This window comes from Anaeromyxobacter dehalogenans 2CP-1, from assembly GCF_000022145.1.
GTDB classification, from domain to species: Bacteria; Myxococcota; Myxococcia; order Myxococcales; family Anaeromyxobacteraceae; genus Anaeromyxobacter; species Anaeromyxobacter dehalogenans.
In genome coordinates this window covers 2,952,387-2,979,208 of sequence record NC_011891.1, presented here as the reverse complement: position 1 = coordinate 2,979,208, position 26,822 = coordinate 2,952,387, and the positions used below count along the sequence as shown (strand labels likewise).

The following is a 26,822-nucleotide window of genomic DNA, read 5'->3' as shown; positions in this document are numbered from 1 at the left end:
ATCGGACTGCAAATCCTGGGGAATTCTTCGGAGCCCTGGGACCGCGTGCTATCCTCGCGCCGACCTTTCCGCGGAGCCCCCTCATGCGTCTTCGCCTCCTCCTCGCGATCGCCCTCGCCGCCGCGTCCGCCCCCCGCGCGCGGGCGGTCGACCTGAACGTCATCACCGCGGTGGAGGTGCGCGACGCGGGGTCCTCGGTCGTGCTCTCGGTGAAGGGCTCGCGCAAGCCGAGCTTCACCACCTTCTCCATGGCCGATCCGCCGCGCTTCGTGATCGACTTCTCCGAGTCGCGCTTCGAGGGCGTGCCGGAGGACGTCCGCGTCGGCGACGGCACCGTCAAGGTGGTGAAGAACCTCTCCTACGGCTCCGACGCGACCTCGATCGCCCGCGTCATGGTCGCGTTCGAGGTGGAGGTGGCGCCGCCGGTGCTGGAGGAGTCGGGCGGCACGCTGCTGGTGAAGGTGGAGAAGCCCTCGGTGCCGGGCGCGGCCGTCGCGAAGGCCCCGGCGGCCGAGGCCGCGCCGGCCGCGTCGGCGGCGGCGCCGACCGTGGCGGAGGCGGTCGCCGCGGCGGTGGGCGGCGCCCCGGACGCCGGCGCGAAGGCGCAGGCCGAGGCGGACGCGAAGGCGCGCGCCGAGGCCGAGGCGCGGGCCGCGGAGCAGGCCGCCGCGGATGCGCGCGCCGCGCAGGAGGCGAGCGCCCGCGCCGAGGCCGCGGCCAGGGCCCAGGCGGAGGCGGACGCGAGCGCACGGGCCGAGGCGGAGGCGCGGGCGGCCGCGCAGGCCCAGGCGGACGCGCGCGCGGCGGCCGAGGCGGCAGCGCCCACCGAGCCGACGAAGGCGCAGGCTGCGGCCGCGGCGGCCCCGGCCCCGGCGGAGCCCGTCTCCCCCGCGGCCGAGCCGGTCGCCGACGCGACCGCGCCGGTCGCGGCTGCCGCCGGGCCGGCGCCCGAGCCGGTCGGCGCGGCCCCGGTGGCGGCGGCGCCCGCGGCCCGGCCCGACGCCGCGCGGGTGGACGGCGTCGCGCCGGTGGCGCACGTCCGCGAGGTCGGGTTCAAGCAGCTCCCCGGCGCGTCGCGCGTGTACGTTCGCACCACGGTCCCGCCGCGCTTCACCATCCAGGACGTGGGGCCGGACGTCATCCGCGTCGAGCTGGAGAACACGCGGGCGGACCGGCGCAACGACCTGCGCTTCCTCGACACGACCTTCTTCAAGTCGGCGGTCGCCCTGGTGACCCCCTCGCGCCACGGCACGAGCTACGTCCTCGACATCAAGCTGCGCGAGCGGGTGCCCTACCAGCAGCGCATCGAGGGCGACGCGCTGGCCATCGACTTCGAGCGCCCGGGCACCGCCGCGGCCCCGTCCGCGCCGGCCGCGGATGCGGACGCGCCGTCCGAGGCCGCGCCGGCAGCGGACGCCGCCCCGGCCGAGACCGCCGCGGCGCCGGCGCGGTAGGCGCCAGGCCCCGCGCCCGTGATCGCGCTCGCTGCAGTCGCCGCGGCAGGGCTGCTCGCCCTGTCCGCCCCGCCGTCCATCCCCGCCACCGCCGAGGATCTGACGGTCGAGGCCGGCTCGGTCACGTACCGGGCCGACACCGGCCGCTACCAGCTCGAGGGCGGGGTGGTGCTGCGGCGCGGGGTGGTGACGCTGCGCGCCCGGAGCGCCTCGTACGACCCGTCCACCGGCGAGGTGGACGCGGTCGGCGACGTGCTGCTCACCGACGCGACCCGGGCGGTGGCGGCCGACGGCCTGCGCGCCGTGATGGACGGCGGCTTCAAGACCGAGCACGTGGTGGCCTTCCTCAAGGAGGGGCCGGTGGCGATGGGCGACGCCACCGGCGCCGAGGACGCGCGCCGGCGGGGCCGCAACCGGGCCACGTTCACCGGCGCGACGCTGGAGGGCGAGCGCTCCGGCCACCTGCGCCTCGGCGACGCGCGCCTGACCCTGTGCGACTGCGGCGGCGGCGCGCCGTCGTGGGAGCTGCGCGCCCGGCGCGCGGAGGTGGAGCCGGGGCACCACGCCACCCTGTCCTGGCCGGTGCTCTACGTCACCCCGCGCTTCCTGTTCGTGAAGCGCCCGGTGCCGGTGCTGATCCTGCCGTGGATCTTCCTCCCGCTCGGCGAGCGGCAGAGCGGCCTGCTGTTCCCCTCGGTCGCCTCCACCGGCGCGACCGGGTTCGGGGTCGCGCTGCCGGTGTTCGTGACGCTGGGCCGGAGCGCGGACGCGACGCTCACCCCCGAGTACCTGTTCGGCCGCGCGCGCGCCGACGTGGCCGACGGGCAGCCGGCGGTGCGCGGCTGGGGGCTGCGGCTCGAGCTGCGCTGGGCCCCGGCCGAGGACGCGGCCGGGGAGATCGAGCTGCACGGGATCGACGACCAGGACCGGGAGCCGGGCGGCGCCGGCGGTGGCCGGCTCGGGATCGTGGGCACGCACGGCCAGCGGCTGGGCGCGTCCGGCCGGCTGCGCGCCGACGTGGCGCTCGCGAGCGATCCGGTCTGGTTCCGCGACGCCACCGGCGACCTGCTGCTGCGCAGCGCCTACTACCGGCGCTCGGCGCTGCTCGCGTCCTTCGCCGGCGACGCGCTGGTGGTGGAGGGCGGCGCCGCGTACCACCAGCCGCTCACGCCCTCCGGCTGGTACCCGGACGCCACCGGCGCGCGGCCCGGCTACGGCACGTTCGGCGCCGACCTGCCCACGTTCCACCGCTGGCCCGGCCTGGCGGCGACGCTGCTCCCGGAGGCGCTCGGGCCGGTCCAGGTCTCCGGGCGGCTCGGCCTCTCGCGCTACGCCACCGTGAACGGCGACACCGGCGCCACGTTCACCGCCGGCGATCCCGGCGCCACCCGCGGCTTCGTCACCACCTCGCGCGAGGGCGTGAGCCGGCTCGACGCGCGCGCCGAGCTGGCGGCCCCGCTCCGGCTCGGGTCCGCGCTGACGGTGACGCCGTACGCGCGCGGCGCCGCGCTCGGCTACCGCTTCGACACCGGGCGCTCGCCGGCGGTGGTGGCCTGGGGCGTCGGCGGCGCGGCGCTGTCCTCCGAGGTGTCGCGCCGCTACGGCGCGGTGCTCCACCGGATCGTGCCGCGGCTGGAGCTGCGCGCGGGCACGCGGGCGTTCGGGTCGGAGGACGGGGCGCTGCCGCTGCGCGCGTACGACGTCTGGGACCGGGTGGGCGACGACGTGCAGCGCGGACCGGTGTCCGTCGCGGAGCCCGCGGGCCAGCCCGCCGGCTCGCTGACCGCCGCGTCCGACGGCACCTTCCGCCAGCTCCGTGCCTCGGTGGAGAGCCGCCTCGACGGGCCCGGCGGCAGCCTGCGCCTCCAGCTCGGCCAGGACGTCGACCTCGTCGGCGGCGTCGCCGGCGAGACGTTCTTCTCGGCCGCGGCGCACCGCGGCCCCGTCACCGCCGAGGTGTCCGGGCGCGTCCTCGCGTTCCAGGGGCGGGCGGTGGCCGCGCCGGCGCCGAGGTTCCCGTCGTGGCTCGACCACTTCACCGAGCTGCACGGGGCGATCACCGCCGCCGACCGGCGCGGCGACCTGGTCCGCGCCGGGCTGGTCGCGGTGGGCCCGGGCGCGTCCGGCCAGCTCATGGCCGGGGTGGACGCGCTGTTCGATCTCCGGCCCGCGGCGATCGACGCCTCGGCGCAGGGCTCGGCCGGCTTCCGCGGCGTGCTCGGCGGCGCCACGCTCGGCTACGACGCGCTGTTCACGGTGCGCCCGATCGAGGTCGCGCGCTGCAGCGGCGCCGGGACCCGCCGCGTGGACGCCGGGCAGGTGCAGCAGCACGCCGGGAGCGTCACCTGGAACTCGCCGTGCCACTGCTTCCTCGCGCGGCTCGTGGTCCGGGTGAACGACTGCGGCGAGACGTCGTACTCGGCCGCGGTGGATCTCTCCCGGTTGGGCGAGCGCGCCGCGGTGCGTTGAGGCGCCAGGGGGCGGGAGCCCGGCCGGATTCACCCTGCGTGCGCGGCCGGGCGATCCCGGGAGGGTAAATCGCCGCCGGCGCGGATTCGGCGGTTGCCGGGCGGCCGCGATCGACCGAAGAATCAGCGGGTGAGCCGAGCGAGAACGCGGCCGGCGCCCTCCGCGGGCGCGGCCGGCCGGGCCGAGCCCGAGAAGCGTCGCGCCATCCTGCACGCCGCCGTCCGCGTCTTCGCGGAGCGCGGGTACCACGGCTGCCGCATCGCCGACGTGGCCCGCGCCGCCGAGGTCGCCTACGGGCTCGTCTACCATTACTTCCGGAACAAGGACGAGCTGCTGGAGAGCGTGTTCGCCGAGCAGTGGACCATCTTCATGAACGCGCTCGCGGCCATCGACGCCGGCCCGGGGAGCGCGGAGGAGAAGGTCGCCGGCATCTTCTCGTTCGTGTTCGACGTGTACAAGACCGCGCCCGCCGCGGTGCGGGTGCTGATCCTGGAGGTCACGCGCACGCCCCAGGGCCTCCGCGCCGGCTCGACGCGCGAGACGTTCGAGAAGGCGGTGGAGCTGGTCGCGGGCGTGGTGCGCCAGGGGCAGGCGCGCGGCGAGCTGCGCGCCGACGCCGACCCGGTCATCTGCGCGGCGGGGCTGCTCGGCGCGCTCGAGCTGGCGGTGTCGGCGATGGTGGTCGGGATCGTGCCCGCCGGCAGCGAGGCCGAGATCGACCGGGTCAAGCAGCAGGCCGTGGACAACGCGCTGTCCGGGCTGCGGCGGCGGTAGCGCCCGCGCCGTCCCGCCGGCGACGCCGACGCCGACGCCGACGCCCGCGCCAGGGCATCCGCGCGAACCCATCGGGACCAGGCAATTTCCCGCCGGGTATCTCTCTTGATGGGGGTCAAGAGGCGTTGACGCGCACGTGGCCGGACACTAGGTCCCTCCTCCCTCGCAGCTCGACCGACAACGTGAACGCCCGCGTGCACACCCCAGCCCGGGCGGGAGGAGATCGATGGCAGCCCGTGTCCTCGTGTCCGATGACCTTTCCCCGGAGGCCGTGGCCGTGTTGAAGCAGGCCGGCCTCGAGGTGGACGTGAAGGTCGGCCTCAAGCCCGACGCGCTCGAGGCCATCATCGGCGACTACGACGCGCTCGCGGTGCGCAGCGCCACCAAGGTGACCGCGAAGCTGCTGGAGAAGGCCTCGCGGCTCCGCGTGATCGGCCGCGCCGGGGTCGGCGTGGACAACGTCGACCTCGATGCCGCGACCCGCCGCGGCGTGGTGGTGATGAACACGCCGGGCGGCTCGTCGGTCACGGTCGCCGAGCTCGCGCTCGCGATGATCCTGGCGCTCTCCCGCCACGTGCCGGCCGCCACCGCCAGCGTGAAGGCGGGCAAGTGGGAGAAGAAGCGCTTCCAGGGGCACGAGCTCGCCGGCAAGACGCTGGGCGTGGTCGGCATCGGCAACATCGGGTCGGTGCTGGTGGACCGCGCGCTCGCCATGAAGATGCGCGTGGTCGCCTACGACCCGTTCATCTCCGCCGAGGCCGCGGCCAAGCTGGGGGTCGAGCGCGTCGAGCTGGACGCGCTCTGGGCCCAGGCCGACGTCGTCTCGCTGCACGTCCCGCTCACCGAGCAGACCCGCAACCTGGTGGACGCGAAGGTGCTCGCCCGCATGAAGAAGGGCGCGCTCCTGGTGAACTGCGCCCGCGGGGGGATCGTGGACGAGCGGGCGCTCGCGGACGCGCTCGCGTCCGGGCACCTGGGCGGCGCCGCGCTGGACGTGTTCGAGCAGGAGCCGCCCCCGGCCGATCACCCGCTGCTCGGGCTGGACGGGTTCGTCGCCACGCCGCACATCGGCGCCTCCACCGAGGAGGCGCAGTCGGCGGTGGCGGTCGCGGTGGCGGAGCAGCTCGCCGCGTACCTGAACCACGGCGTGGTGAAGAACGCGGTGAACGTGCCGGGGCTGCCGCGGGAGATCATGGACCAGATCGCGCCGTTCCTGCCGCTCTGCGAGAAGCTCGGGTCGCTCGCGGCGCAGCTCGCGCCGCAGGGGCCGAGCGAGGTCACCGTCGAGGTGGCCGGAGAGCTGGCCGCCGCGCCGATCCGCCCGCTCGCCGCGCGCACGCTGGCGGCCTTTCTGCGCCACCACCTCGAGACGCCGGTGAACGACGTGAGCGCCCCGGCGGTCGCGAAGGAGCGCGGGATCGCGGTGCGCGAGGTCCGCTCCGCCGAGCCGCACGACTACGCCAGCCTGGTCACGGTGACCGTGCGCGGGCAGGGCGGGGAGGCGCACGTCGCGGGCACCGTGTACGGCAAGCGCGAGGCCCGCCTCGTGCGCGTGGACGGGTTCCGCCTGGAGGCGGTGCCGGAGGGCCACGTCATCCTGTGCGAGAACGACGACGCGCCCGGCGTGGTCGGCAACCTCGGCACGGCGCTCGGCGCGGCCGGCGTGAACATCGCGCGCATCTCGCTGTCGCGGCTCGACGACCACTCTCGCGCGTTCGCCTTCCTGAACGTGGACTCGGCGCCCGCGCCCGGGGTCCTCGAGCAGGTGCGCAGGCTTCCGCACGTCCGGACGGTCCGCTCCATCCACCTGTGAGCGGCGCCCTCGCCGTCGCGGCCGCCCTTCCGCCCGCCCGTCCCGGTCCCCATCTTCGGACCGGGGCGGGGTCTTCCCCGCCGGGAGGGATGACATGGCTTCGAGCGAGATCGAGGAGCGAGGCGCGGGGATCCTGCCGCGCCTGTCGTGGGGGTCGGTGATCGCCGGCGTGCTGCTGGCGCTCGCCGTCCACGTGGTGATGGGGCTCATCGGCGGCGCGATCGGCTTCGCCGCGCAGCCGGCGGACTCCGGCGCGCTGGGGGCCGGGGCGGCCATCTGGGCGCTCCTCACCCCGTTCGTCGCGACGCTGCTCGGCGCCTGGCTGGCGGTGCGCATGGCCGGCCGGTACGACGAGGCGGGCTCGAACCTCCACGGCGTGATGGTCTGGTGCATCGGGCTGCTCGCGGGCGCGGTGTTCCTGACCGGCACCCTCGCCACCGGCGCGATGGCCGCGGGCGCCTCGGCGAGCGGCAACGCCGGCGTGCTCCGGCAGATGGGCCTGGTGCGGCCGAACGCGACGCCGGCGCAGACCGAGCAGTCGGCGGACCGGGCCGGCGCCGCGGCGGCCGCGGCGGCCGGCGGCGGCGCCATGGCGGCGCTGTGCGGCCTGCTCGGTGGCTTCGCCGGCGCGGCGGTCGCGCGGCGGCGCGAGCGCGGGCGCGGCCTCGGGTGGCGCATCGCCGTGCACCGCACCCACGACGTGGGCGCCGGCGCGGAGCACCCGGCCGGCCTGGGCGCGAGCGGCGCGTACGGCTCGGACCTGGGCGCGGGGACCCGCATCCCGCCGGCGGGCCGCGAGCCGCGGACCGAGATCCCCGGCGCACCGCCGTCGGATCCGTACCACCACTGATCGCTTCGCAACCCGGGCGGGAGCGAATAGAGTCGGGCGCCGATGCTCGACCTCTCGCTCCCGTCCGGCCTCCGCGACCTGCTGCCGGATCACTCGGCGCACCTGGCGGAGCTGTCCTCCAAGCTCCACGACGTCTTCTCCCGCTTCGGCTACCGGCGCGTGTTCCTGCCCACCCTGGAGCGGCTCGACGTGGTGGAGCGGGGGCTCTCGCCCGCGGCGCTCGCCGACGTGATGAAGTTCGTGGAGCCGGGCTCGGGCGAGGTGGTCGCGATCCGCCCGGACATCACCCCGCAGATCGCCCGGCTCTACGCGGCGCGCCCGGACGCGCTGCCGTCGCCCGCGCGGCTCTGCTACGACGGCCCGGTGCTCCGCGCGCGCGAGGCCCGGGCGGGCCGGCCGCGCGAGGTCTACCAGGCCGGCGTCGAGCTGCTGGGCGCCGGGGGCGCCTCCGCCGACGCCGAGGCGCTGGTGCTGCTGGCGCGGTCGCTGGAGCGGGTGGGCCTGAAGGCGCCGCGCGTCGAGGTCGGGCACGCGCGCTTCGCCGAGGCGGTCATGGAGGCGGCGCGGCTGCCGGAGCGGCTCCGGTCCGCGGCGTGGGAGGCGCTCTCGCGCAAGGACCGCGCCGCGCTCGCCGCGGCCGCCGCGAAGGGGCGGGGGAGCGCCGAGGCGCGCGAGGCGGTGCCGCAGCTCGCCGGCCTGTTCGGCGACGGCGCGCTCGACCGCGCGCGCGCCATCGCCCGCGCCGTGCCGGAGGCGGCGGCGTCGCTCGCCGAGACGGAGGCGGCGCTGCGCATCGCGCGGCGTCGCGGCGTGCGCGAGGTGGCGGTGGACCTCGGCGAGGCGCGCGGCCTCGGCTACTACACCGGCATCACGTTCGCCGGGTACGCGCCCGGCGCCGGGGCCGCGGTGGCGCGGGGCGGCCGCTACGACGGGCTGCTCGCCCGCTTCGGTCGGCCCGGGCCGGCCATCGGCTTCGCGGTGGACCTGGAGTTCGCCACCCAGGCGCTGGAGCGGGTGAACGGGCGGGGCCGCGGCGTCCGGCCGCGGCGCGCGTCCGCTCGCGGCGGTCGCGCGCGCGCACGTCCGCGCTAGCGGATCCGGGGCCCGGCTGGTAAGGTGTCGCACCTGCGCGTCCCGCCCGCGCCCGGTCCACGGGTGCGCGTGCGCGGCGCGGGACGGCAGCCGTCCCGCGTCCGGGTGGGCCCGCCGACAGGGAGAGCCAAACATGCCGAACGTGGTCGTCGTCGGAGCCCAGTGGGGCGACGAGGGCAAGGGCAAGATCGTCGATCTGCTGACCCAGTACGCCGACGTGGTGGTGCGGTTCCAGGGCGGCAACAACGCCGGCCACACGCTGGTGGTCGGGGGCGAGAAGACCGTCCTCCACCTCATCCCGTCCGGCATCCTCCACCCGGGGAAGTCGTGCGTCATCGGGAACGGCGTGGTGATCGACCCCGAGGTGCTGGTCCTCGAGATCGACCGGCTGAAGGCGAAGGGCGCGCTGAAGGACGACGGCCAGCTCGTGGTCTCGCTGGACGCCCACGTGATCATGCCGTGGCACAAGGCCATCGACGTGGCGCGCGAGCAGGCCATGGGCGAGGGCAAGATCGGCACCACCGGCCGCGGCATCGGGCCGACCTACGAGGACAAGGTGGCGCGGCGCGGGCTGCGCATCCGCGACCTGCTCGACGAGGCGCGCCTCGCCCGCAAGGTGAAGGAGCGCGCCGCGCTCGCCCGCGAGGAGCTGGCGCGCCTCGGCGCGAAGCTCGAGCTCGACGAGCCGGCGCTGGTGAAGCGCTACGCCGAGCTGGGCCGCCGCGTCGCCGGCTACGCCACCGACGTGTCGATCTGGCTGCACCGCGCGCTGCAGCAGGGCAAGTCGCTCCTGTTCGAGGGCGCGCAGGGCACCATGCTCGACGTGGACCACGGCACGTACCCGTTCGTCACCAGCTCGAACACGGTGGCCGGGAACGCGGTGGTCGGGTGCGGCCTCGGGCCGACCGCGGTGGACTACGTGCTCGGCATCTCCAAGGCCTACTCCACGCGCGTGGGCGGCGGCCCGTACCCCACCGAGCTGAAGGACGAGACCGGCGAGCGGCTGCGCAAGCTCGGCGGCGAGTACGGCGCCACCACCGGCCGCCCGCGCCGCACCGGCTGGCTGGACGCGCTCGCGCTCCGCTACGCGGTGCGGGTGAACGGGCTCTCCGGCATCGCCATGACGAAGCTCGACGTCCTCACCGGCTTCGACACGGTGAAGATCGCGGTCGGGTACCGGCTCGACGGCAAGGTCCTCGACGAGATGCCGAGCGACCCGGAGGTCATCGAGCGCTGCACGCCGGTGTACGAGGAGCTGCCCGGCTGGACCGAGAAGCTCGAGCACCTGCGCACCTGGGACGACCTGCCGCCGCGCGCCCGCGCCTACGTGAAGCGGGTCGAGGAGCTCGCCGGCGTGAAGGTCGTCGGCTGCTCCGTCGGCGCCGACCGCGGCGAGACCATCCTGGTCGAGAACCCGTTCCTGGCGCGCTGATCGCCGCTCGCAGGGGGGCGCCCCGGCTCCGGCCGCGGGCGCCCGTGCCGGCCCGCATGCGCCGTCCCGTCCTCCTCCTCTGGCTGGCCGTGCTCGTCGCCGGGCCGCCGGCGCGCGCCGCCGAGCCGTCGGCACACGCGGCGGCGCTCGAGGCGCAGGGCGCGGCCCGTCGCCGGCTGGGCGACGCCGCCGGCGCGCTCGAGGCCTACCGCCAGGCGGTGCGCGCCGCGCCCGAGTGGGCGGAGCCGCGCGCGGCCCTGGGCGAGCTCCTGCTCGCGGCGGGCTCCGCCGCCGACGCGGCCGAGGCGTTCGCGGTGGCGGCGCGCCTGTCGCCGGAGCTGGCGCCGGCGTGGTGCGGGCTGGCGGTCGCGGCGCGGCGGGCCGGCGAGGCCGGGCGGGCCGCCGAGGCAGGGCGCCGCTGCACCGGGCTCCGCCCCGACGACGCCGCCGCGTGGCGCGCGCTCGCCGAGGCGCTGCGCGACGCCGGCGACGCCGCCGGGGCCGTCCGCGCCCGCGAGGCCGAGCTGCGGCTGGCGGAGGCGGGCGGCGCGCCCGCGGCCGAGCTGGAGGCGGCCCGCGCCGCGCTCGCGGCCGACCGGGCGGCGGCCGAGGCGCCGGCCTCCGGCGAGGGGCTGGAGCCGCCGCCGCCGAACGCCGCCGCCGTGGCGAAGCTCGCGCAGGGTGACCGCGCGTTCACGGCAGGTGAGTACCGCGCGGCGCTGTTCGCGTACCAGGACGCGGTCTACGTCGATCCCGGCAGCGCGCCGGCGCGGGTGAAGCTCGGCCGCGCGTACCTGGCGCTGCGCTACGCGGAGCAGGCGCTCGCGCAGGCCGAGCAGGCGCTCGCGCTCGACCCGTCGAGCGCCGACGCCCGCCGCCTGGCGGTCGAGGCCGGCGGGGCGCCCCCGCCCGCCGCGCCCACGCCGTCCGCGGGGAGCGCGCCGGCGACGACGGACGCCGCGACGTCCGCGCTGCAGCCCTGACGGCGCGGCCCCTTCGCGGAGCGCCGCCGCCCGCGGGCGCGCGCGAACGGACGTTCACGCGGGGTTCCGCGGGGTTCCGCGGGCTTCCGCGCGCTGCGCGCCGGAGCGTCCGGGGGCACCTCTCCCGGGCGGCCCGGCGGCGCGCCGGGTGGGATGGCAGGGCTCCGCGCGCGGCCGTACACTTGAGGCATGGAGACGGCGCGGACCTACCGGACCCGCCTGCCGCTCCGGATCGCGGTCGCAGCCGCGGCCGTGCTCTGGGCCGGCGTGCTGGTCGTGCTCCTGGCCGCCCCGGGCTCGGAGGCGCGCTCGGTGCTCTCCGCGGGCGCGTTCGTGGCGTTCTTCCTGGTCTTCACGTTCGTGTACCGGAAGACCTGGATCACGGTGACGCCGGACGGGATCGTCGCCGCGACGCCGCTGCGCGTGCGGCCGGTGCGCTTCGACGAGATCGTCGAGATCGTGGTGCAGGACGGCCTGGCGGGGAGGGTGTACGCCGTGTTCACCCGCCGCGGCCTGGTGCAGTTCACCAGCCTGTTCGCGCGGCACCGCGAGCTGTTCGAGCTGCTGCTGGAGCGCGCGCAGCTCCAGCGCCGCTGATCCGTCAGGACCCGGCCGCCGCGAGCGCGAGCGCCGAGAGCGCCAGCAGCACCGCCGCGAGCCGCCGGGGCAGGCGCGGCAGCCGCGGGAGCGGCCGCGCCCGAGGGCGGGCCGGGGCGGGCGGCGCCGCGCGGGCGGGCGGCTCGGGCGCCGCCGGCGGGACCACCAGCGCGAGCGCGCAGCCGCCCAGCTCCAGCTCGTCGCCGGGGGCGAGCGCGCGGGGGCCGCGCTCCACCGCCACCCCGTTCACCCGCAGTCCGTTCTTCGCCCCGAGGTCCTCCACCGTGATCGCGCCGCCGCGGACCCGGACGCGCGCGTGGAGGCGCGACGCCTGCGCCTCCGGCAGCCGGAGGTCGGCGCGCCGGCTCCGCCCGATGGTCTGATCGGGGCCGAGCGGCAGGCGCGCACCGGCCGAGGCGCCGTCGAGCACGAGCAGGTGCGGTCCCGCCGCGGCGGGCCCCCCCGCCGCCCCGGCGCGAAGGATCCCGGCCGCGCAGGTGCGCGTCCGGTGGTCCGCGGGCGTCCCGGGGCCGGGCTCCGGCGTCCCCAGCGCGAGCTCCGCGCCGAGGAGCGTGGCGCGCTCGCCCGGTCGGAGCAGCCGGCGGGCGCCGGGAGGGACGGGGTGACCGCCCACGCGCGCGCCCGCCACCGCGGGCTCCACCACCACGCCGGCCTCGCAGGGAAGCAGCCGCAGCGCGGCGGGGGGGAGGCCCGCGAGGACGATCCCATCCGCCTGCGAGCCGCCCGCCGTCATCGCGGCCGCGACGACGATCCCGGGCGCGTCGTCGAGCCCGGGGACCCGGGCGTGGAGCCTGTGGCGCATGTGCGGCCGGGTTCCACGGTGCGTGCCAGCCGGCCGGCGCCGCGGATCGCCGCTGCGGCGGGGGGATCGCGCGGGCCCGGAGGGCGCGACCGTCCGCGGCGCGGCCCCCGCGTCCGCGGCTCAGCGGCCGGCGGGGACCACCGTCCAGCGGCTCTCGGCGCGGGAGCGCGCCGACGGATCGCCCTGGAAGCGGAGGAACCCGTTCATCTCGAGCGTGTCCACCAGCTCCTCGGCCTCGAGGTCCGAGCAGCCCAGCTCGCTCGCGACCACGTCGCGGAAGTAGCTCCGGCCGCGCAGGTAGCCGACCGGCGGCTCGGTGCTCGGGATGTGGCGCTGGATGCGCTCGGCGAGCGCCGCCAGGTCGATGTCCTCGATGCTCATGCGCGCAAGCTAGGGCTGCTCCCGCCAGGTGGCCAGGGCGTCCAGCACGGAGCCGGCCTCCACGCGCCGGACCGCCCGCCCGTCGGACAGGAAGCGGACGGCGCCCTCGTCGGTGCGGAGCACCTCGGCGCCCGCCGCGGCCCAGCGCGCCAGCGGCTCCGGGTGCGGGAAGCCGAAGCGGTTGTGCGCTCCCAGGCACGCCACCGCCCACCGGGCCCCGACCGCGCGGACGAACGGCTCGGTGGAGGAGGTGCGCGAGCCGTGGTGCGGGATCTTCACGACGTCGGCGCGGAGCCCGCCGCGCGCGACGGCCGCCGCCTCGCCGGCCGCCTCGACGTCGCCCGGGAACAGGAACGACGTCGCGCCGTAGGTGGCGCGCAGCACCAGCGAGGCGTCGTTCGCGGCGAACGGCGTCCGATCCCCGCCGAGCGCCTCGAAGCGGACGCCGGCGCGCTCCCAGGCCTCGCCGGGCGCGAGCGGGATCGGCGAGAGCGCGGCGAGCACCTCGCGCGCCGGGCCGTCGCCGCGGTCGCCGTTCGAGAACGCGCGGGCCACCGGGAAGGCCCGCGCCACCGCCTCCAGCCCGAGCACGTGGTCCGGGTGCGGGTGCGAGACGAACACCGCCTCGAGCCGGCGGACCCCGAGGTCGCGCAGCAGCGGCACGAGATCGCGCGCGCCCGGATCCGGCCCGCCGCCCGCGGCGCCGCCGCCGTCCACCAGCACCGCGCTCCCGTCCGGCAGCCGGAGCAGCGCCGCGTCGCCCTGGCCGACCGACACGAAGATCACCTCCAGCCCGCCGCGCGCGCGCGCGGCCGCCGCGCGGAGCGGGCCCGGGAGGAGCAGCAGCGCCGCGGCGAGCGCGCCCGCGGCGAGGCGGAGGCGCCGGGGCAGCGCAGGGATCGCGAGGACGAGCGCGGTGGCCGCGGCGGCCGCCCATCCGCCCGGCGCGGCGAGCCCGACCGCCCCCCACCGCGGCGCGGCGGCCGCGTCCGAGACCGCCCGCAGCGCCGCGGCGAGCGGGCCGGCCGCGAGCAGGAACGGCGCCGCCGCCAGCGGCGACGCGGCGGCCGCCACCGCGGAGAGGGCCGCGAGGGCGGTGAGCGCGGCGCCGAGCGGGATGGCGGCCACGTTCGCCGCCACCCCGAGCAGCGGGAGCTGGCGGAAGTGGAACGCGAGCACCGGGGCGGTGGCGAGCGTGGCGGCCACCGTCGCGGCCGCGCCGGACAGGAACGGCTCGACGAGCCGCGCGCGCCAGCTGCCCGGGGCAGGGCGCGTGACGGGGAGCGCGCGTCGCAGCGGGGTGGCCCAGAGGGCGAGCCCGGCCACGGCCGCGAAGGAGAGCTGGAACGAGGCGTCGAGCAGCGCGGCCGGCTCCGCCGCGAGGACGGCGACCGCGGCGAGCGCGAGGGAGTTGAGCGGGTCGGGCGCCCGGTCGAGCAGCGCGCCGGCCAGGATGACGGCGGCGGCGAGGGCGGCCCGGGCCACCGGCGCCCCGGCGCCGGTGGCGAGCGCGTACAGGAGGGCGCAGGGGAGGGTGAGCGCGGCGGCGAGGCGCCGGGGATCCGCGCGGCTCGCCAGCGCGTCGCTGCGCAGCAGCAGCGCCCGCAGCAGCCGCTCCAGCCCGAACGCCACCACCACGAGGTGGAAGCCGGACACGGCCAGCACGTGCGCGAGGCCGCTCCGCGCGAAGGACGCCGAGGCGGCGGGGTCGAGCGCGGCGCGGTCGCCGGTGCCGATGGCGCGCACCAGCGCCGCCTGCTCCGGCGGGAGCCAGCGCCCGGCCGCCTCGGCGAGCTGGTCGCGGGCACGCTCGAGCCGCGAGGCGGCCGCGGGCGCCGCGGTGCGGACCACCGGTCCCTCGGCGAGCGCCACGAGCGCCGCGCCCCCCGCGCGCAGCCGCTCCCCCGGGTCGCGGCCGCCGGGGTTCCGGCGTCCGCCCGGCGCCCGGAGCGCGGCGCGGAACCGCACCTCGTCGCCGAGCGCGAGCGGCCACGGGGTGGGCTCCGCCCAGGCCTCGACGAGGGCGCCGCCCGGGGTTCGGAGCGGGAACCGGACCCGGTCCTCCAGGCGATCGGGCGCGCCCACCACCCGGCCGCGCAGCTCCACGATCCCTTCCGGCGGAGCGACCGGCGGGACGCGCGCGGAGGCGGCGGCCAGCCAGCCGGCCGCACCGAACGCGAGCGGGGCGAGGCGCGGGACGAGCGCCAGCGGGAGCGCGCCCAGCGCGGCCGCTGGCATCGCCGAGGTCTCGAGCCCGAGGCCGACGCCGAGCGCCAGGCCGAGGGCCGGCAGGAGCAGCGGCCGGCGCGTCACCGGGCTGCCCCGGCGGCCGGCGGACGGATCGTGACGCAGGCCGCCGTCCCAGCGGGGTCGTCACGAATATGCTCGAAAATTCGAGTGTTATTGACCGTGTCGGGGAGCTGTGGTAGTCTCCCGCGACTAAGCTCCCGCCCCGTAGTCGACCCGTCCGGTCGGCCATCGGCACCGGCGGTGGAGCGGAGGAAGGAATGTCCGCAACGCAGGCTACTCAGGTCGCCCCGAATTTCAAGGTCGGGGACAAGGCCGTCTACCCCGGGCAGGGGGTCGGCGAGGTCATGGGCATCGAGCACAAGGAGGTCGCCGGCCAGCGACAGTCGTTCTACGTGCTCCGCATCCTGGAGAACGGGATGAAGATCATGATCCCCATGAACAAGGTCGGCTCGGTCGGCCTGCGCGAGATCATCGGGGAGAAGGACGTCCGCCGCGTCTACGGGATCCTCCGGGAGAAGGAGGTCTCGGTGGACTCCACCACCTGGAACCGCCGCTACCGGGAGTACATGGACAAGATCAAGACCGGCAGCGTGTTCGAGATCGCCGAGGTGCTGCGCGACCTCTACCTGCTCCGGTCGGACAAGGACCTCTCGTTCGGCGAGCGGAAGATGCTCGACACCGCGCGCTCGCTCCTCATCAAGGAGCTCGCCATCGCGAAGGCGTGCGACGAGCAGGACGTCGAGGACGACCTGAAGAAGATCTTCAACTGCTGATCCCCCTCCGCGGGATCCGGGGCCGCCGCACGGACGGAAGTCCGCGCGGCGGTCGCGTCTCCGCGCGGATCGCTTGACGTCTGGGCCCGGGTGCGGCACGCGTCCGGGTGATAGCAGGGGCGGTGCCAGCCGGCGCCGCGGGACGGGCGGCGCGCGCGCCGCGAGGAGGCGACGAGGTGATCCGCGGCGAGCGCGTGATCGGGATCCTGGCGGCGGGCGGCTCGGGGCAGCGGGCCGGCGTCGCGAAGCAGTGGCTATCCCTGGGCGGCGAGACGGTGCTGCGCCGCTCGGCGCGGGTGCTCGCGGCCTGCGACGCGGTGGACGGGCTGGTGGTGGTGGTCCCGCCCGGCGACGAGGCGCGCGGCGAGGCGGAGGTGGCCGGGCTGGGGAAGCCGGTGCGGGCCGTGGCCGGCGGCCCGGCGCGGGCCGACTCGGTGCGCAACGGGCTCGCCGCCGCCGACGGCGCGGTGGTGCTCGTGCACGACGCCGCCCGGCCGTTCGCGAGCGCGGGGCTGGCGGCGCGGGTGGCCGATGCCGCCGCGCGCGACGGCGCGGCGCTCGCGGCCTTGCCGGCGACCGACACCGTGAAGCGCGCCGAGGCCGGCGCCGCGGTGCCGCGCGTCCTCGAGACGCTGGACCGCCGCACGGTGTGGCTGGCGCAGACGCCGCAGGGCTTCCGCCGCGCGGTGCTCGAGCAGGCCTACGCCGCGGCCGGGCCGTCCGCCTCCGCCGCCACCGACGAGTGCGCGCTGGTGGAGGCGGCCGGGGCGCCGGTCACGCTCGTGCCGGGCGAGGCCGGTAACTTCAAGATCACCGGGCCGGACGACGTGCGCCGCGCCCGCGCGCTGCTCGAGGCGCCGGTCGCGACCGGCGTGGGCTACGACACCCACCGCTTCGCGCCGGGCCGGCGGCTCGTGCTCGGCGGCGTGGAGTTCGAGGGCGACGGCCTGCTCGGCCACTCCGACGCCGACGTCTGCGCGCACGCCATCGGCGACGCCATCCTGGGCGCGGCCGGGCTCGGCGACCTCGGCCGGCACTTTCCCGACACCGACCCGCGCTGGAAGGGCGTCTCCTCGCTGGCGCTGCTCCGCGAGATCGCGGCGAAGGCGGCCGAGCGCGGCTGGCGGGTGGGGAACTGCGACGTGACGCTGGCCGCGAGGCGGCCCAAGATCGCGCCGCGCGCCGAGGAGATGCGCGCGCGGCTGGCCGGCGCGCTCGGGATCTCCCCGGCGCAGGTCAACGTGAAGGCCACCACCGGCGAGGGCATGGGCTTCGTCGGCCGCGAGGAGGGCGTCGCCGCGCACGCGATCGCCCTGCTGGTGCGCGCGGCCGGCTGAGCCGGACCCCGCCGACGAACGGGACACGACAGAGATGAGCATCCAGGTCCACGACACCCTGACCGCGCAGAAGCGCGAGCTGGTCCCCCTCGAGCCGGGCAAGCTCCGGCTCTACGTGTGCGGCCCCACCGTCTACGACTACTCGCACCTCGGCCACGCCCGCTGCTACGTGGTCTGGGACGTGGTGGTCCGTCACCTGCGCGCGCGCGGCCTCGAGGTGCGCTTCGTCCGCAACTTCACCGACGTGGACGACAAGATCATCCAGCGCGCCAACGAGCGCGGCGAGGACCCCATCGCGCTCGCGTCGCGCTTCGCCGACGCGTTCCACGAGGACATGGACGCGCTCGGCAACCTGCGCCCCGACGTCGAGCCGCGGGTGTCCGGCCACATCCCGGAGATCGTCGCGCTGATCGCCCGGCTGGTGGAGCGAGGCTTCGCCTACGCGCCCGGGAACGGCGACGTCTACTACGCGGTCCGCAAGTTCCCCGAGTACGGGCGGCTCTCGAAGCGCAACCTGGACGACCTCATCGCCGGCGCGCGGGTGGAGCCGGGCGAGGCCAAGCGCGACCCGCTCGACTTCGCGCTGTGGAAGGCGGCGAAGCCGGGCGAGCCGGCCTGGGAGTCGCCCTGGGGCAAGGGCCGGCCGGGCTGGCACATCGAGTGCTCGGCCATGACCCAGAAGCACCTGGGCGCGCCCATCGACCTGCACGCCGGCGGCAAGGACCTGGTCTTCCCGCACCACACCAACGAGATCGCGCAGTCGGTGGCGGCCACCAGCGACGGCCTGCACGCCGAGGACTTCGCGCGGTACTGGATGCACAACGGCTTCGTCCAGATCGACGACGAGAAGATGTCGAAGTCGCTCGGCAACTTCTTCACCATCCGCGACGTGCTGGCCCGCTTCGACGGCGAGGCCCTGCGCTTCTTCCTGCTCGGCACGCACTACCGCCGCGACTTCAACTTCTCCGACCAGGTGCTGGCCGAGGCCGAGCGGCGCCTCTCCGCGCTCTACGAGACGGTGGAGAAGGCCGAGCGGCTGGGCGCGGGCGCGGCGCCGGCCGCGGAGCCCGCGTTCGTGGAGCGGGCGCGCGCCGCGCTCGACGACGACTTCAACACCCCGCAGGTGCTGGGCATCGTGGCCGAGGCGTTCACCGAGGCGAACGCCCTCGCGGATCGCAAGGGCAAGAAGTCGTCCGAGGAGAAGGCGCGGCTGGCCGCCTTCGCCCGCGGCGCGCGCGCGGTGGGCGCGGTGCTCGGGATCCTGGACCGCCCGCCGGCGCAGGCGCTCACGGCCATCCGCGACCGGGCGGCGGCGCGGCGGGGCATCGACGGCGGCGAGGTGGAGCGGTCCATCGCGGAGCGCGCGGCGGCGCGGGCGGCGAAGGACTTCGCGCGCTCCGACGCCATCCGCGACGCGCTCCTGGCCCGCGGCGTCGTCCTGATGGACGGGCCGCAGGGCACGACCTGGAAGGTGGAGTAGGGGCAGGCGCGCGGCCGCGCGCCTCGCCGGCTCATTCCTCGAGCGGCGGCTGCGGGCCGGGGACGATGCCGGCGATGTCCGGATCCTCGCCGGGGGCGAGGGGGTTCGACTCGCGCGAGGCCTTCTCGCGCTTGCGCTGCTCCTTCTTCTCTTCCTTGTGGCGCTGCTTGTCTCGCCGCGCCGCTTCCTTCTGCCGCTTGGTCGCTCCGGGGTGGAAGGCCATGGTGTGCGCTCCTTCGAGGTTGGGGGCCTAAAGCGCGAAGGCCCGGCCGAGCGGCCGGGCCCCCACGACACGTGCGACTCCGACCGGCGGCTACGCCCCCCGGACGTTCGCGGCCTGCAGCCCCTTGGGGCCCTTCTTCACCTCGAACTCCACCCGCTGCCCTTCCTGCAGGCTGCGGAAGCCCTCGGCGACGATCGCGGTGTGGTGGACGAACACGTCCTCGCCGCCACCGTCCTGGGAGATGAAGCCGAAGCCCTTCGCGTCATTGAACCACTTCACAGTACCACTCGCCATCTGCACACTTCTTTCCGTGTTCGTCCGGGATACACTTCCCGTCGGCCCCGAGCCGCGCCAGAGGCGTGGGACGCCTGTAACGTAGCCGCAGGGTGGTGAAAAGTCGAGCAGGTTCCAGGGGGACGGACCTCGCTCCGGCTAGTGCCAGGCGACGCCGCCCGCGAAGGGGCAGGTGGCGATCGCGCACGACCCGACGTTGCTGACGGTGGCGAGGCCCTTCATCGGGCTGCCGGCGTAGCACCAGACCGCCGCCTGGGTGCCCGTCTCCCGGCAGAGGCAGAACGTCCCGCAGATCGTGCTGCCGTCGTACGTCGTCCCCGTGCCGCTCCAGGCCAGCGCCGCGAGGACGGCCTGGGCCCGGGTGTGCTCGTCCAGGGCGCCGCAGTCGTAGTACTTCTGCCCGAGACCGTTGTCGTGGGCCGTCTGGCAGGCCGTCCCCGCCTCGCAGCAGCCGGTGCCGGCGCAGCAGCCCCCGCCGCACGCGAGCGGCGCGCCGGTCGGACACAGGCAGCGGCCGCCGCTGCACGCCGTCCCCGGTGCGCACGCGGTACCGCACGTGCCGCAGCTGGCGGGGTCCGAGAGGAGGTCGGTGCAGACGGCGCCGCTCCCGGTCCCGCACACGACCGTCCCGGCCGGGCAGGCGCAGGTCCCGTCGACGCAGTCCTGGCCGGCGGCGCAGGCGTGACCGCAGGCGCCGCAGTTCCGCACGTCGTGCGCGAGGCTCACGCAGGTCTGCGGCGAGCCGGCCGCCGGGCAGACGTCGGGCAGGGCGGACGGGCACTGGCACGTCCCGCCCAGGCACACGTCGTTGGTGAGCGGGCAGACGGTGCCGCAGGCGCCGCAGTTCGACGCGTCGATGCGGGTGTCGGTGCAGGCCGCGCCGCAGGCGGTCCGGGGCGGGCTGCAGGTGCACGCGCCGGCCGCGCAGTCCGGCGCCGGCTGCCCGCAGGCGACGTCGCAGGCGCCGCAGTGGGTCCGGTCCGCCTGGAGGTCCACGCACTCCGGGTTCGCGCCCGGGCAGGCGCTCGCGCCCGCCGCGCAGGCGCAGGCGCCGCCGGCGCAGGTGCCGAGGCCGCACGCGTGGCCGCAGGCCCCGCAGTTCGCGGCGTCGGTGGCCGGATCCACGCACCGCCCGCCGCAGGGGATCTGCCCGGCCGGGCAGGCGCACGCGCCCGCCGTGCAGGCCGCGCCGGCCGCGCACGCGTGGAGGCAGGCGCCGCAGTGGATCGTGCTCGACTGCAGGTCGACGCAGGTGCCGCCGCAGTCGGTCTGGCCGGCCGGGCACGACGCCTTCGAGCCCCCGCTGCACGCCGCGAGCGCGAGGGCGAGGACCAGGGGGACGGCGCGGACGGCGTGGACGAGCGGGTGCATGGGGGCCTTTCGGAGCGGGGCTCCAGATTACTCTGGGTGGGAAGCGAGGTGGGGCCTGGAACCCGCGGCAAGGGGCCGCTGAACCCGCCGGGGAGGGCTGTTACATTCCCGCGGTGCCCTTCGACCTCCAGAGCGCGTTCCAGCCCACCGGCGACCAGCCGCGGGCCATCACCGAGCTGACCGACGGCCTGCGCCGCGGCGAGCGCCACCAGGTGCTGCTCGGCGTCACCGGCTCCGGGAAGACGTTCACCGTCGCGAACGTGGTCGCCGAGGTGAAGCGCCCCACGCTCGTCATCGCCCACAACAAGACGCTGGCGGCCCAGCTCTACGCGGAGTTCAAGGAGCTCTTCCCGACCGCCGCGGTGCACTACTTCGTCAGCTACTACGACTACTACCAGCCCGAGGCGTACGTCCCCTCGACGGACACGTACATCGAGAAGGACTCGTCCATCAACGACGAGATCGACCGGATGCGCCACGCGGCCACCCACGCGCTGCTCACCCGGAACGACGTGCTCATCGTGGCCTCCGTCTCGTGCATCTACGGCCTCGGCACCGCCGAGGCCTACCACGGCCTGCTGCAGCGCCTCGAGCGCGGCCAGGAGTTCCTGCGCGACCGCTTCATCCGCTCGCTCATCGACATCCAGTACGAGCGGAACGACCTCGACTTCCACCGCGGCACGTTCCGGGTGCGCGGCGACACCATCGAGGTGTTCCCGCCGTACGAGGAGGACCGCGCGGTCCGCATCGAGTTCTTCGGCGACGTGGTCGAGTCGATCCACGAGTTCGACCCGCTCCGCGGCGCCACGCTCGCCGAGCTGGACAAGGTCGCGATCTTCCCGAACAGCCACTACGTGTCGGCGCCGGAGGTCCGGGCGCGCGCCATCGCCGGCGTCCGCGAGGAGCTGCGCGAGCGGCTCGGCGAGCTGAAGGCGGCGAACAAGCTGGTCGAGGCGCAGCGGCTCGAGCAGCGGACGATGTTCGACCTGGAGATGCTGGAGCAGATGGGCTTCTGCCCGGGCATCGAGAACTACTCGCGGTGGCTCTCCGGACGGAAGGCGGGCGATCCGCCGCCCTGCCTCCTCGACTACTTCCCGGAGGACTTCCTCCTCGTCATCGACGAGTCGCACCAGACGGTCCCGCAGATCGGGTCGATGTACCGGGGCGATCGCTCGCGCAAGGAGACGCTGGTGGAGTTCGGGTTCCGGCTCCCCTCCGCGCTCGACAACCGCCCGCTCAAGTTCGAGGAGTTCCAGGCGCTGGTCCGCCAGGCCATCTACGTGTCCGCGACGCCCGCCGCGTACGAGCTGGAGCAGGCGCAGGGCGTCGTCGTCGAGCAGCTCATCCGGCCCACCGGGCTGGTGGATCCGCACATCGAGGTCCGGCCGGTGGGCTCCCAGGTGGACGACCTGCTGGGCGAGGTGCGCAAGCGGGCCGAGGCGGGGGAGCGGGTGCTCGTGACCACGCTCACCAAGCGCATGGCGGAGGATCTCACCGAGTACTTCACCGACGTCGGCGTGCGCTGCCGGTACCTGCACTCGGACATCGACACGCTGGAGCGGAGCGCGGTGATCCGCGACCTGCGCCGCGGCGAGTTCGACGTGCTCATCGGCATCAACCTGCTGCGCGAGGGGCTCGACATCCCCGAGGTCTCGCTGGTGGCCGTGCTCGACGCGGACAAGGAGGGCTTCCTGCGCTCGGCGGTGTCGCTCATCCAGACCATCGGGCGCGCCGCGCGCAACGTGAACGGCCGGGTGCTGCTCTACGCGGACGCGATCACCGCCTCGATGCGCCAGGCGATCGACGAGACCGGGCGCCGCCGCGAGATCCAGGAGCGCTACAACGCGGAGCACGGCATCACGCCCACCACCGTGAAGCGGAACATCAGCGACCTCGGCATGGCGGTGGTCGAGGCGGACTACGTGACCGTGCCGCTCGCGGCCGAGGAGGGCGCCGAGTACCGGCCCGAGCAGCTCCCGGAGATCGTGGCGGCGCTCGAGCGCGAGATGCAGGACGCGGCCCGCGCGCTGGAGTTCGAGAAGGCGGCGCAGCTGCGCGACCGGGTGCAGGCGCTGAAGGACCTGCAGCTCGGGCTGCCGGCGCGCGCCGCGGGGGCGAGGGGGTCGCTGGGGAGCGGGGCGGTGGCGAGCGCGGCCGCCATGGGCAAGCTGCGCGGGGCGAAGCGGCCCATGCAGCGCCGGCGCCGGCGCTGAGCGCGGGCGCGCCGCGGGCGCGCACGGCACCGCCACCGGCGGCAGCCCCGGACGCCCGCCCGCCGCCCGCCCGGGCGGACGGGCGTGATCGGCGCCCCGTTTCCGGGTAATTCCTTGCCCGGATGGACGCGAACCTGCGCAGGAAGCTGGACGAGCTGCCCGCCGAGCCGGGCTGCTACCTCATGAAGGACCGGGCCGGCGAGGTGGTCTACGTCGGCAAGGCGTCCAGCCTGCGCTCGCGCGTGCGCTCCTACTTCGACCCGGGCCGCGGCGATCAGCGCGCGTTCGTGGCGCTGCTCGACGAGCTGCTCGGCGACCTCGAGGTGATCGTCACCCGCTCCGAGAAGGAGGCGGTGCTCCTCGAGAACGAGCTCATCAAGAAGCACCGCCCGCGCTTCAACGTCCGGCTGCGCGACGACAAGGACTTCATCGTCCTGAAGCTCGACGAGCGCCACCCGTACCCGCGCCTGGAGGTGCGGCGCGCCCGGGAGAAGCGGCAGCCGGGGGCGCGCTACTTCGGCCCGTACTCCTCGGCCTCGTCCATCCGCGAGACGCTGCGCATGGTGAACCGGCACTTCCAGCTCCGGACCTGCAGCGACCACGTCTTCGACCACCGCAAGCGGCCCTGCATCCTGTACCAGATCCACCGCTGCCCGGCGCCCTGCGTCTACGAGGTGGCGGCGGAGGAGTACCGGCAGTCGGTCGAGGACGCGGTGGAGTTCCTGGAGGGCCGCGAGGGCGAGCTGGTGGAGCGCCTGCGCGGGCGCATGGCGGGCGCGGCGGAGGGGTTGCGGTTCGAGGAGGCGGCGCGGCTCCGCGACCAGCTCCAGGCGGTGGAGCGGAGCCTCGAGAAGCAGCGGGTGCTGATGTCGGATCGCGGCGATCGCGACGTCATCGGCCTCTACCGCGAGGGGCCGGACCTGGTGGTCCAGGTCCTCTCCATGCGCGCCGGCAAGCTGCAGGACGCGCAGGCGCACCCGTTCCGCGAGCAGGAGTTCCCCGACGAGGAGATCCTGTCCTCGTTCCTGTCGCTCTACTACGAGCACACCGACGCGCCGGACGAGATCCTGGTGCCGCTCGAGCCGGTCCAGGCCGAGGCGCTCGCCGACGTGCTCTCGGAGCGGCGCGGGCGGCGGGTGCGGCTGCTCACCCCGCAGCGCGGCGCGAAGGCCGACCTGCTCGACGTGGCCCGCCGCAACGCGGAGCAGGGGTTCCGGGCCTGGCACGAGCACGACGAGCGGCGCGAGCAGGCGCTGGCCGCCGTGGCCCGGGCGCTGCACCTGGCGCGGCCGCCGCGCTGGATGGAGTGCTACGACATCTCGACGTTCCAGGGCGCGCTCGCGGTCGGCTCGGGCGTGTCGATGAAGGACGGCGAGCCGGACAAGGCGAACTACCGCCGCTACAAGGTGAAGGCGGTGGCGGGGCAGGACGACTTCGCCATGCTGCACGAGGTCATCACCCGCCGGCTGCGGCGGGCGCTGGGGGAGGGACAGCTGCCCGACCTCATCGTGATCGACGGCGGGAAGGGCCAGCTCAACGCGGCGCTGGCGGCGGCGAAGGACCTGGGCGTCCCGACGCGCCCGTCGCCGGGCAACCCCGACGCGCCGTTCGTCGAGCTGGTGGGGCTCGCCAAGAGCCGGCTGGTGGACGGCCCGTCGCTCGGGACGGCGCGGGTGGTGGGCCGGCGCGGGCGGCGCGCGGAGGCGCGCCTGGCGGACGCGGCCGAGGCGGCGGAGAAGGGGTTCGTGTCCGAGCTGGCGCGCAGCCCGGAGCGCGTGTTCCTGCCCGGCCGCAAGGACCCGGTGGTGCTGCGGCAGAACTCCGCGGAGCTGTTCCTGCTGGCCCGGCTGCGCGACGAGGCGCACCGCTTCGCCATCACGTTCCACCGCAAGCTGCGGCGCGAGCGGAACTTCCAGAGCGTGCTCGAGGAGATCCCGGGGATCGGGGAGGGCCGCAAGCGGGCGCTGCTGCGCCACTTCGGCGCGCTGCGCCGCGTCCGGGAGGCGACGCCCGAGGAGATCGCGCAGGTGGAGGGCTTCGGGCCGAGGCAGGCGGCGGCCGTGCACGCGTTCTTCCACCGACCGGACGCGCCGCCGATCGCCGCGGACGAGCCGTCCGGCGCGCCCGCCGGCGCGCCCGGCGGGGGTCCCGCCGAGGCGAGCCCGGAGGCGGTGGCCGCCGCCACCGAGGCCGAGATCGACGCCGCGCTGGCCGACGAGGATGCGTCCCCGGAGCCCGCGGCTTAAGTCGGACGGCGGCCGGCCGGTTTGATAAGGTCGGGGCTCCCGAGGAGACGACATGCGGATCGCGGACGACGTCACGAAGCTCATCGGCAACACGCCGCTGGTGCGGCTGAACCGCGTGATGGACGGGGCGGGGGCGGTGGTCGCGGCCAAGCTGGAGATGCAGAACCCGGCGGGCAGCGTGAAGGACCGCATCGGCCTGTCGATGATCGAGGCGGCGGAGCGCGAGGGGAAGATCGGGCCGGACACGATCCTGCTCGAGCCCACCAGCGGCAACACCGGCATCGGCCTGGCGTGCGTGGCGGCGGCGAAGGGCTACAAGCTCGCGCTCACCATGCCCGAGACCATGAGCATCGAGCGGCGCAAGCTGCTGGCGGCGCTCGGGGCCGAGCTCATCCTGACGCCCGGCGCCGAGGGGATGAAGGGCGCCATCCAGCGGGCCGAGCAGCTCGCGGCGAAGGACCCGCGCTACCTCGTCCTCCAGCAGTTCGAGAACCCGGCCAACCCCGAGGTCCACCGGCGCACCACCGCCGAGGAGATCTGGCGCGACACCGACGGCAAGGTGGACGTGCTGGTGTGCGCCACCGGGACCGGCGGCACGGTGACCGGCTGCGCGCAGGTGCTGAAGCCGCGCAAGCCGTCCCTCCGCATCGTGGCCGCCGAGCCGGCGGACTCGCCCGTGCTCTCCGGCGGAAAGCCCGGGCCGCACAAGATCCAGGGCTGGGGCGCCGGGTTCGTGCCGAAGGTGCTGGACCCGAAGCTGCTCGACGAGATCGTCACCGTCCGTCACGAGGACGCCGGGGACATGGCCCGCCGGCTCTGCCGCGAGGAGGGGCTCCTGTCGGGCATCTCGGACGGCGGGGTCGCCTGGGCGGCGCGCGAGGTGGCGAGGCGGCCGGAGAACGCGGGCAAGCTGGTGGTGGCGGTCCTGCCGGACACGGGGGAGCGCTACCTCTCGACCTGGCTCTGGGAGGACGTCAAGTGAGCGACGGCGTGAAGGCTCCGGCGGCCCCGGCGGTGGACCAGGTGGCGCTCGCGCCGGTGGTGGACGCGCTCTGCCGCGACGCGGCGGCGGCGTTCGGCGCCGGCGGGCGGGTGACGCTGCCGTCGCGCGAGGCGGTCATCCGGGTGGTGGAGGACCTGCGGGCGGTGCTGTTCCCGGGCTACTTCGGGACCAGCGACCTGCACGACGAGAGCCTGCACTACTTCGTGGGCGCCACCCTGGCCCGGGCCATGCGCGCGCTGGAGGAGCAGATCCGGCGCGGCTTCGCGTTCACCGAGCGGCACGACCTGAACGGCTGCACGCACTGCTTCGAGGAGGCGCAGGCGATCACCAAGGCGTTCCTCGGGCGCGTCCCGGCGATCCGGCGCCTGGTCGCCTCCGACGTGGAGGCGACCTACGAGGGCGACCCGGCGCTGAAGAGCCGCGACGAGGCGATCTTCGCGTACCCGGGGATGATGGCGGTGACGAACCAGCGCATCGCCCACGAGCTCCACGTGCTGGGCGTGCCGCTCATCCCGCGCATCATCACCGAGCACGCGCACACGCTCACCGGCATCGACATCCACCCCGGCGCGCGGATCGGCGAGCGCTTCTTCATCGACCACGGCACCGGCGTGGTCATCGGCGAGACCTCGGTCATCGGCGACCGGGTGCGGCTGTACCAGGGCGTCACCCTGGGCGCGAAGAGCTTCCCGCTGGACGAGAACGGCAACCCGATCAAGGGAATCGATCGCCACCCCATCGTCGAGGACGACGTCGTGGTATACGCCGGCGCCACCATCCTCGGCCGGATCACCATCGGCAAGGGGTCGTCGGTCGGCGGCAACGTCTGGGTCACCTCCAGCCTGCCGCCCGGCAGCCGCGTCACCCAGGCCGAGGTCCGGGAGCAGCGCTTCGCGCACGGCGCGGGCATCTGATCCGGCGCGCCCGCGCCCCTGAAAGGAAGCACCGCAGTGGCCTATCACCC

At 76.1% G+C, this 26,822-nt stretch carries 22 protein-coding genes; 16 read left to right on the top strand and 6 right to left on the bottom strand.

The genetic code is table 11. From position 1 onward, the window contains the following. The first annotated feature begins 83 nt into the window (after positions 1 to 83). The 9 genes from A2CP1_RS13585 to A2CP1_RS13545 all read left to right on the top strand — a co-directional run bounded on the left by A2CP1_RS13585 (position 84) and on the right by A2CP1_RS13545 (position 11,464). The gene (locus A2CP1_RS13585) at positions 84 to 1,454 is read left to right on the top strand and encodes an AMIN domain-containing protein (RefSeq protein WP_012633804.1); all 1,371 of its coding nucleotides are present in this window, start codon (positions 84 to 86) and stop codon (positions 1,452 to 1,454) included. An 18-nt stretch (positions 1,455 to 1,472) separates the two neighbouring features. Further along, positions 1,473 to 3,923 (top strand): LPS-assembly protein LptD, encoded by a 2,451-nt coding sequence (locus A2CP1_RS13580; RefSeq protein WP_012633803.1) that lies wholly within the window; start codon positions 1,473 to 1,475, stop codon positions 3,921 to 3,923. 129 nt (positions 3,924 to 4,052) lie between these two features. Continuing rightward, positions 4,053 to 4,697: a TetR/AcrR family transcriptional regulator gene (locus tag A2CP1_RS13575; RefSeq protein ID WP_041450516.1), complete on the top strand. Its 645-nt coding sequence runs from the start codon at positions 4,053 to 4,055 to the stop codon at positions 4,695 to 4,697. 226 nt (positions 4,698 to 4,923) lie between these two features. Then, positions 4,924 to 6,510, top strand: coding sequence for a phosphoglycerate dehydrogenase (serA, locus tag A2CP1_RS13570; protein WP_012633801.1), 1,587 nt, complete (start codon positions 4,924 to 4,926; stop codon positions 6,508 to 6,510). A 94-nt stretch (positions 6,511 to 6,604) separates the two neighbouring features. After that, a complete protein-coding gene (locus A2CP1_RS13565; RefSeq protein WP_012633800.1) occupies positions 6,605 to 7,360 on the top strand; it encodes a hypothetical protein in 756 nt (251 codons plus the stop codon). A 42-nt stretch (positions 7,361 to 7,402) separates the two neighbouring features. After that, positions 7,403 to 8,452: an ATP phosphoribosyltransferase regulatory subunit gene (hisZ, locus tag A2CP1_RS13560; RefSeq protein ID WP_012633799.1), complete on the top strand. Its 1,050-nt coding sequence runs from the start codon at positions 7,403 to 7,405 to the stop codon at positions 8,450 to 8,452. Positions 8,453 to 8,585: 133 nt separating this feature from the next. Then, on the top strand, positions 8,586 to 9,884 hold the full coding sequence (locus A2CP1_RS13555; protein ID WP_012633798.1) for an adenylosuccinate synthase: 1,299 nt from the start codon (positions 8,586 to 8,588) through the stop codon (positions 9,882 to 9,884). A gap of 56 nt (positions 9,885 to 9,940) precedes the next feature. Beyond that, positions 9,941 to 10,867, top strand: coding sequence for a hypothetical protein (locus tag A2CP1_RS13550; RefSeq protein WP_012633797.1), 927 nt, complete (start codon positions 9,941 to 9,943; stop codon positions 10,865 to 10,867). A 189-nt stretch (positions 10,868 to 11,056) separates the two neighbouring features. Beyond that, positions 11,057 to 11,464: a hypothetical protein gene (locus A2CP1_RS13545; RefSeq protein WP_012526603.1), complete on the top strand. Its 408-nt coding sequence runs from the start codon at positions 11,057 to 11,059 to the stop codon at positions 11,462 to 11,464. Between the two features lie 4 nt (positions 11,465 to 11,468). Here the strand turns inward: A2CP1_RS13545 and A2CP1_RS13540 are convergent, their stop codons facing one another. The 3 genes from A2CP1_RS13540 to A2CP1_RS13530 form a co-directional block, all read right to left on the bottom strand. Further along, positions 11,469 to 12,287 (bottom strand): FHA domain-containing protein, encoded by an 819-nt coding sequence (locus A2CP1_RS13540; RefSeq protein WP_012633796.1) that lies wholly within the window; start codon positions 12,285 to 12,287, stop codon positions 11,469 to 11,471. A gap of 120 nt (positions 12,288 to 12,407) precedes the next feature. Beyond that, a complete protein-coding gene (locus A2CP1_RS13535; protein ID WP_012526601.1) occupies positions 12,408 to 12,668 on the bottom strand; it encodes a hypothetical protein in 261 nt (86 codons plus the stop codon). Positions 12,669 to 12,677: 9 nt separating this feature from the next. Next, on the bottom strand, positions 12,678 to 14,981 hold the full coding sequence (locus tag A2CP1_RS13530) for a DNA internalization-related competence protein ComEC/Rec2 (protein WP_012633795.1): 2,304 nt from the start codon (positions 14,979 to 14,981) through the stop codon (positions 12,678 to 12,680). Positions 14,982 to 15,175: 194 nt separating this feature from the next. Here A2CP1_RS13530 and A2CP1_RS13525 point away from each other — a divergent pair, with 194 nt between their 5' ends. The 3 genes from A2CP1_RS13525 to cysS all read left to right on the top strand — a co-directional run bounded on the left by A2CP1_RS13525 (position 15,176) and on the right by cysS (position 18,508). Continuing rightward, on the top strand, positions 15,176 to 15,691 hold the full coding sequence (locus A2CP1_RS13525) for a CarD family transcriptional regulator (protein WP_011420328.1): 516 nt from the start codon (positions 15,176 to 15,178) through the stop codon (positions 15,689 to 15,691). Between the two features lie 176 nt (positions 15,692 to 15,867). After that, positions 15,868 to 17,028 carry a 2-C-methyl-D-erythritol 4-phosphate cytidylyltransferase gene (gene ispD / locus A2CP1_RS13520; protein WP_012633794.1) on the top strand — a complete coding sequence of 387 codons (1,161 nt, stop codon included), beginning with the start codon at positions 15,868 to 15,870 and terminating at the stop codon, positions 17,026 to 17,028. A gap of 34 nt (positions 17,029 to 17,062) precedes the next feature. Continuing rightward, complete coding sequence (gene cysS, locus A2CP1_RS13515; RefSeq protein ID WP_012633793.1) at positions 17,063 to 18,508, top strand: cysteine--tRNA ligase; 1,446 nt, start codon at positions 17,063 to 17,065, stop codon at positions 18,506 to 18,508. Positions 18,509 to 18,539: 31 nt separating this feature from the next. Here the strand turns inward: cysS and A2CP1_RS13510 are convergent, their stop codons facing one another. The 3 genes from A2CP1_RS13510 to A2CP1_RS13500 all read right to left on the bottom strand — a co-directional run bounded on the left by A2CP1_RS13510 (position 18,540) and on the right by A2CP1_RS13500 (position 20,396). Next, complete coding sequence (locus tag A2CP1_RS13510; RefSeq protein WP_012526597.1) at positions 18,540 to 18,731, bottom strand: hypothetical protein; 192 nt, start codon at positions 18,729 to 18,731, stop codon at positions 18,540 to 18,542. A gap of 90 nt (positions 18,732 to 18,821) precedes the next feature. Beyond that, a complete protein-coding gene (locus tag A2CP1_RS13505) occupies positions 18,822 to 19,025 on the bottom strand; it encodes a cold-shock protein (protein WP_011420331.1) in 204 nt (67 codons plus the stop codon). A gap of 138 nt (positions 19,026 to 19,163) precedes the next feature. Beyond that, entirely contained in the window at positions 19,164 to 20,396 is a 1,233-nt protein-coding gene (locus A2CP1_RS13500) for an MXAN_6577-like cysteine-rich protein (RefSeq protein WP_012633792.1), read from the bottom strand. A 113-nt stretch (positions 20,397 to 20,509) separates the two neighbouring features. Here A2CP1_RS13500 and uvrB point away from each other — a divergent pair, with 113 nt between their 5' ends. The 4 genes from uvrB to epsC all read left to right on the top strand — a co-directional run bounded on the left by uvrB (position 20,510) and on the right by epsC (position 26,772). Continuing rightward, entirely contained in the window at positions 20,510 to 22,609 is a 2,100-nt protein-coding gene (gene uvrB / locus A2CP1_RS13495; protein ID WP_012633791.1) for an excinuclease ABC subunit UvrB, read from the top strand. 122 nt (positions 22,610 to 22,731) lie between these two features. Then, entirely contained in the window at positions 22,732 to 24,855 is a 2,124-nt protein-coding gene (uvrC, locus tag A2CP1_RS13490; RefSeq protein ID WP_012633790.1) for an excinuclease ABC subunit UvrC, read from the top strand. A gap of 52 nt (positions 24,856 to 24,907) precedes the next feature. After that, complete coding sequence (gene cysK / locus A2CP1_RS13485) at positions 24,908 to 25,837, top strand: cysteine synthase A (RefSeq protein ID WP_012633789.1); 930 nt, start codon at positions 24,908 to 24,910, stop codon at positions 25,835 to 25,837. Further along, positions 25,834 to 26,772, top strand: a complete 939-nt coding sequence (gene epsC / locus A2CP1_RS13480; protein ID WP_012526589.1) for a serine O-acetyltransferase EpsC — start codon at positions 25,834 to 25,836, stop codon at positions 26,770 to 26,772. The genes cysK and epsC overlap by 4 nt, the downstream gene beginning before the upstream one ends. Positions 26,773 to 26,822: the final 50 nt, after the last annotated feature.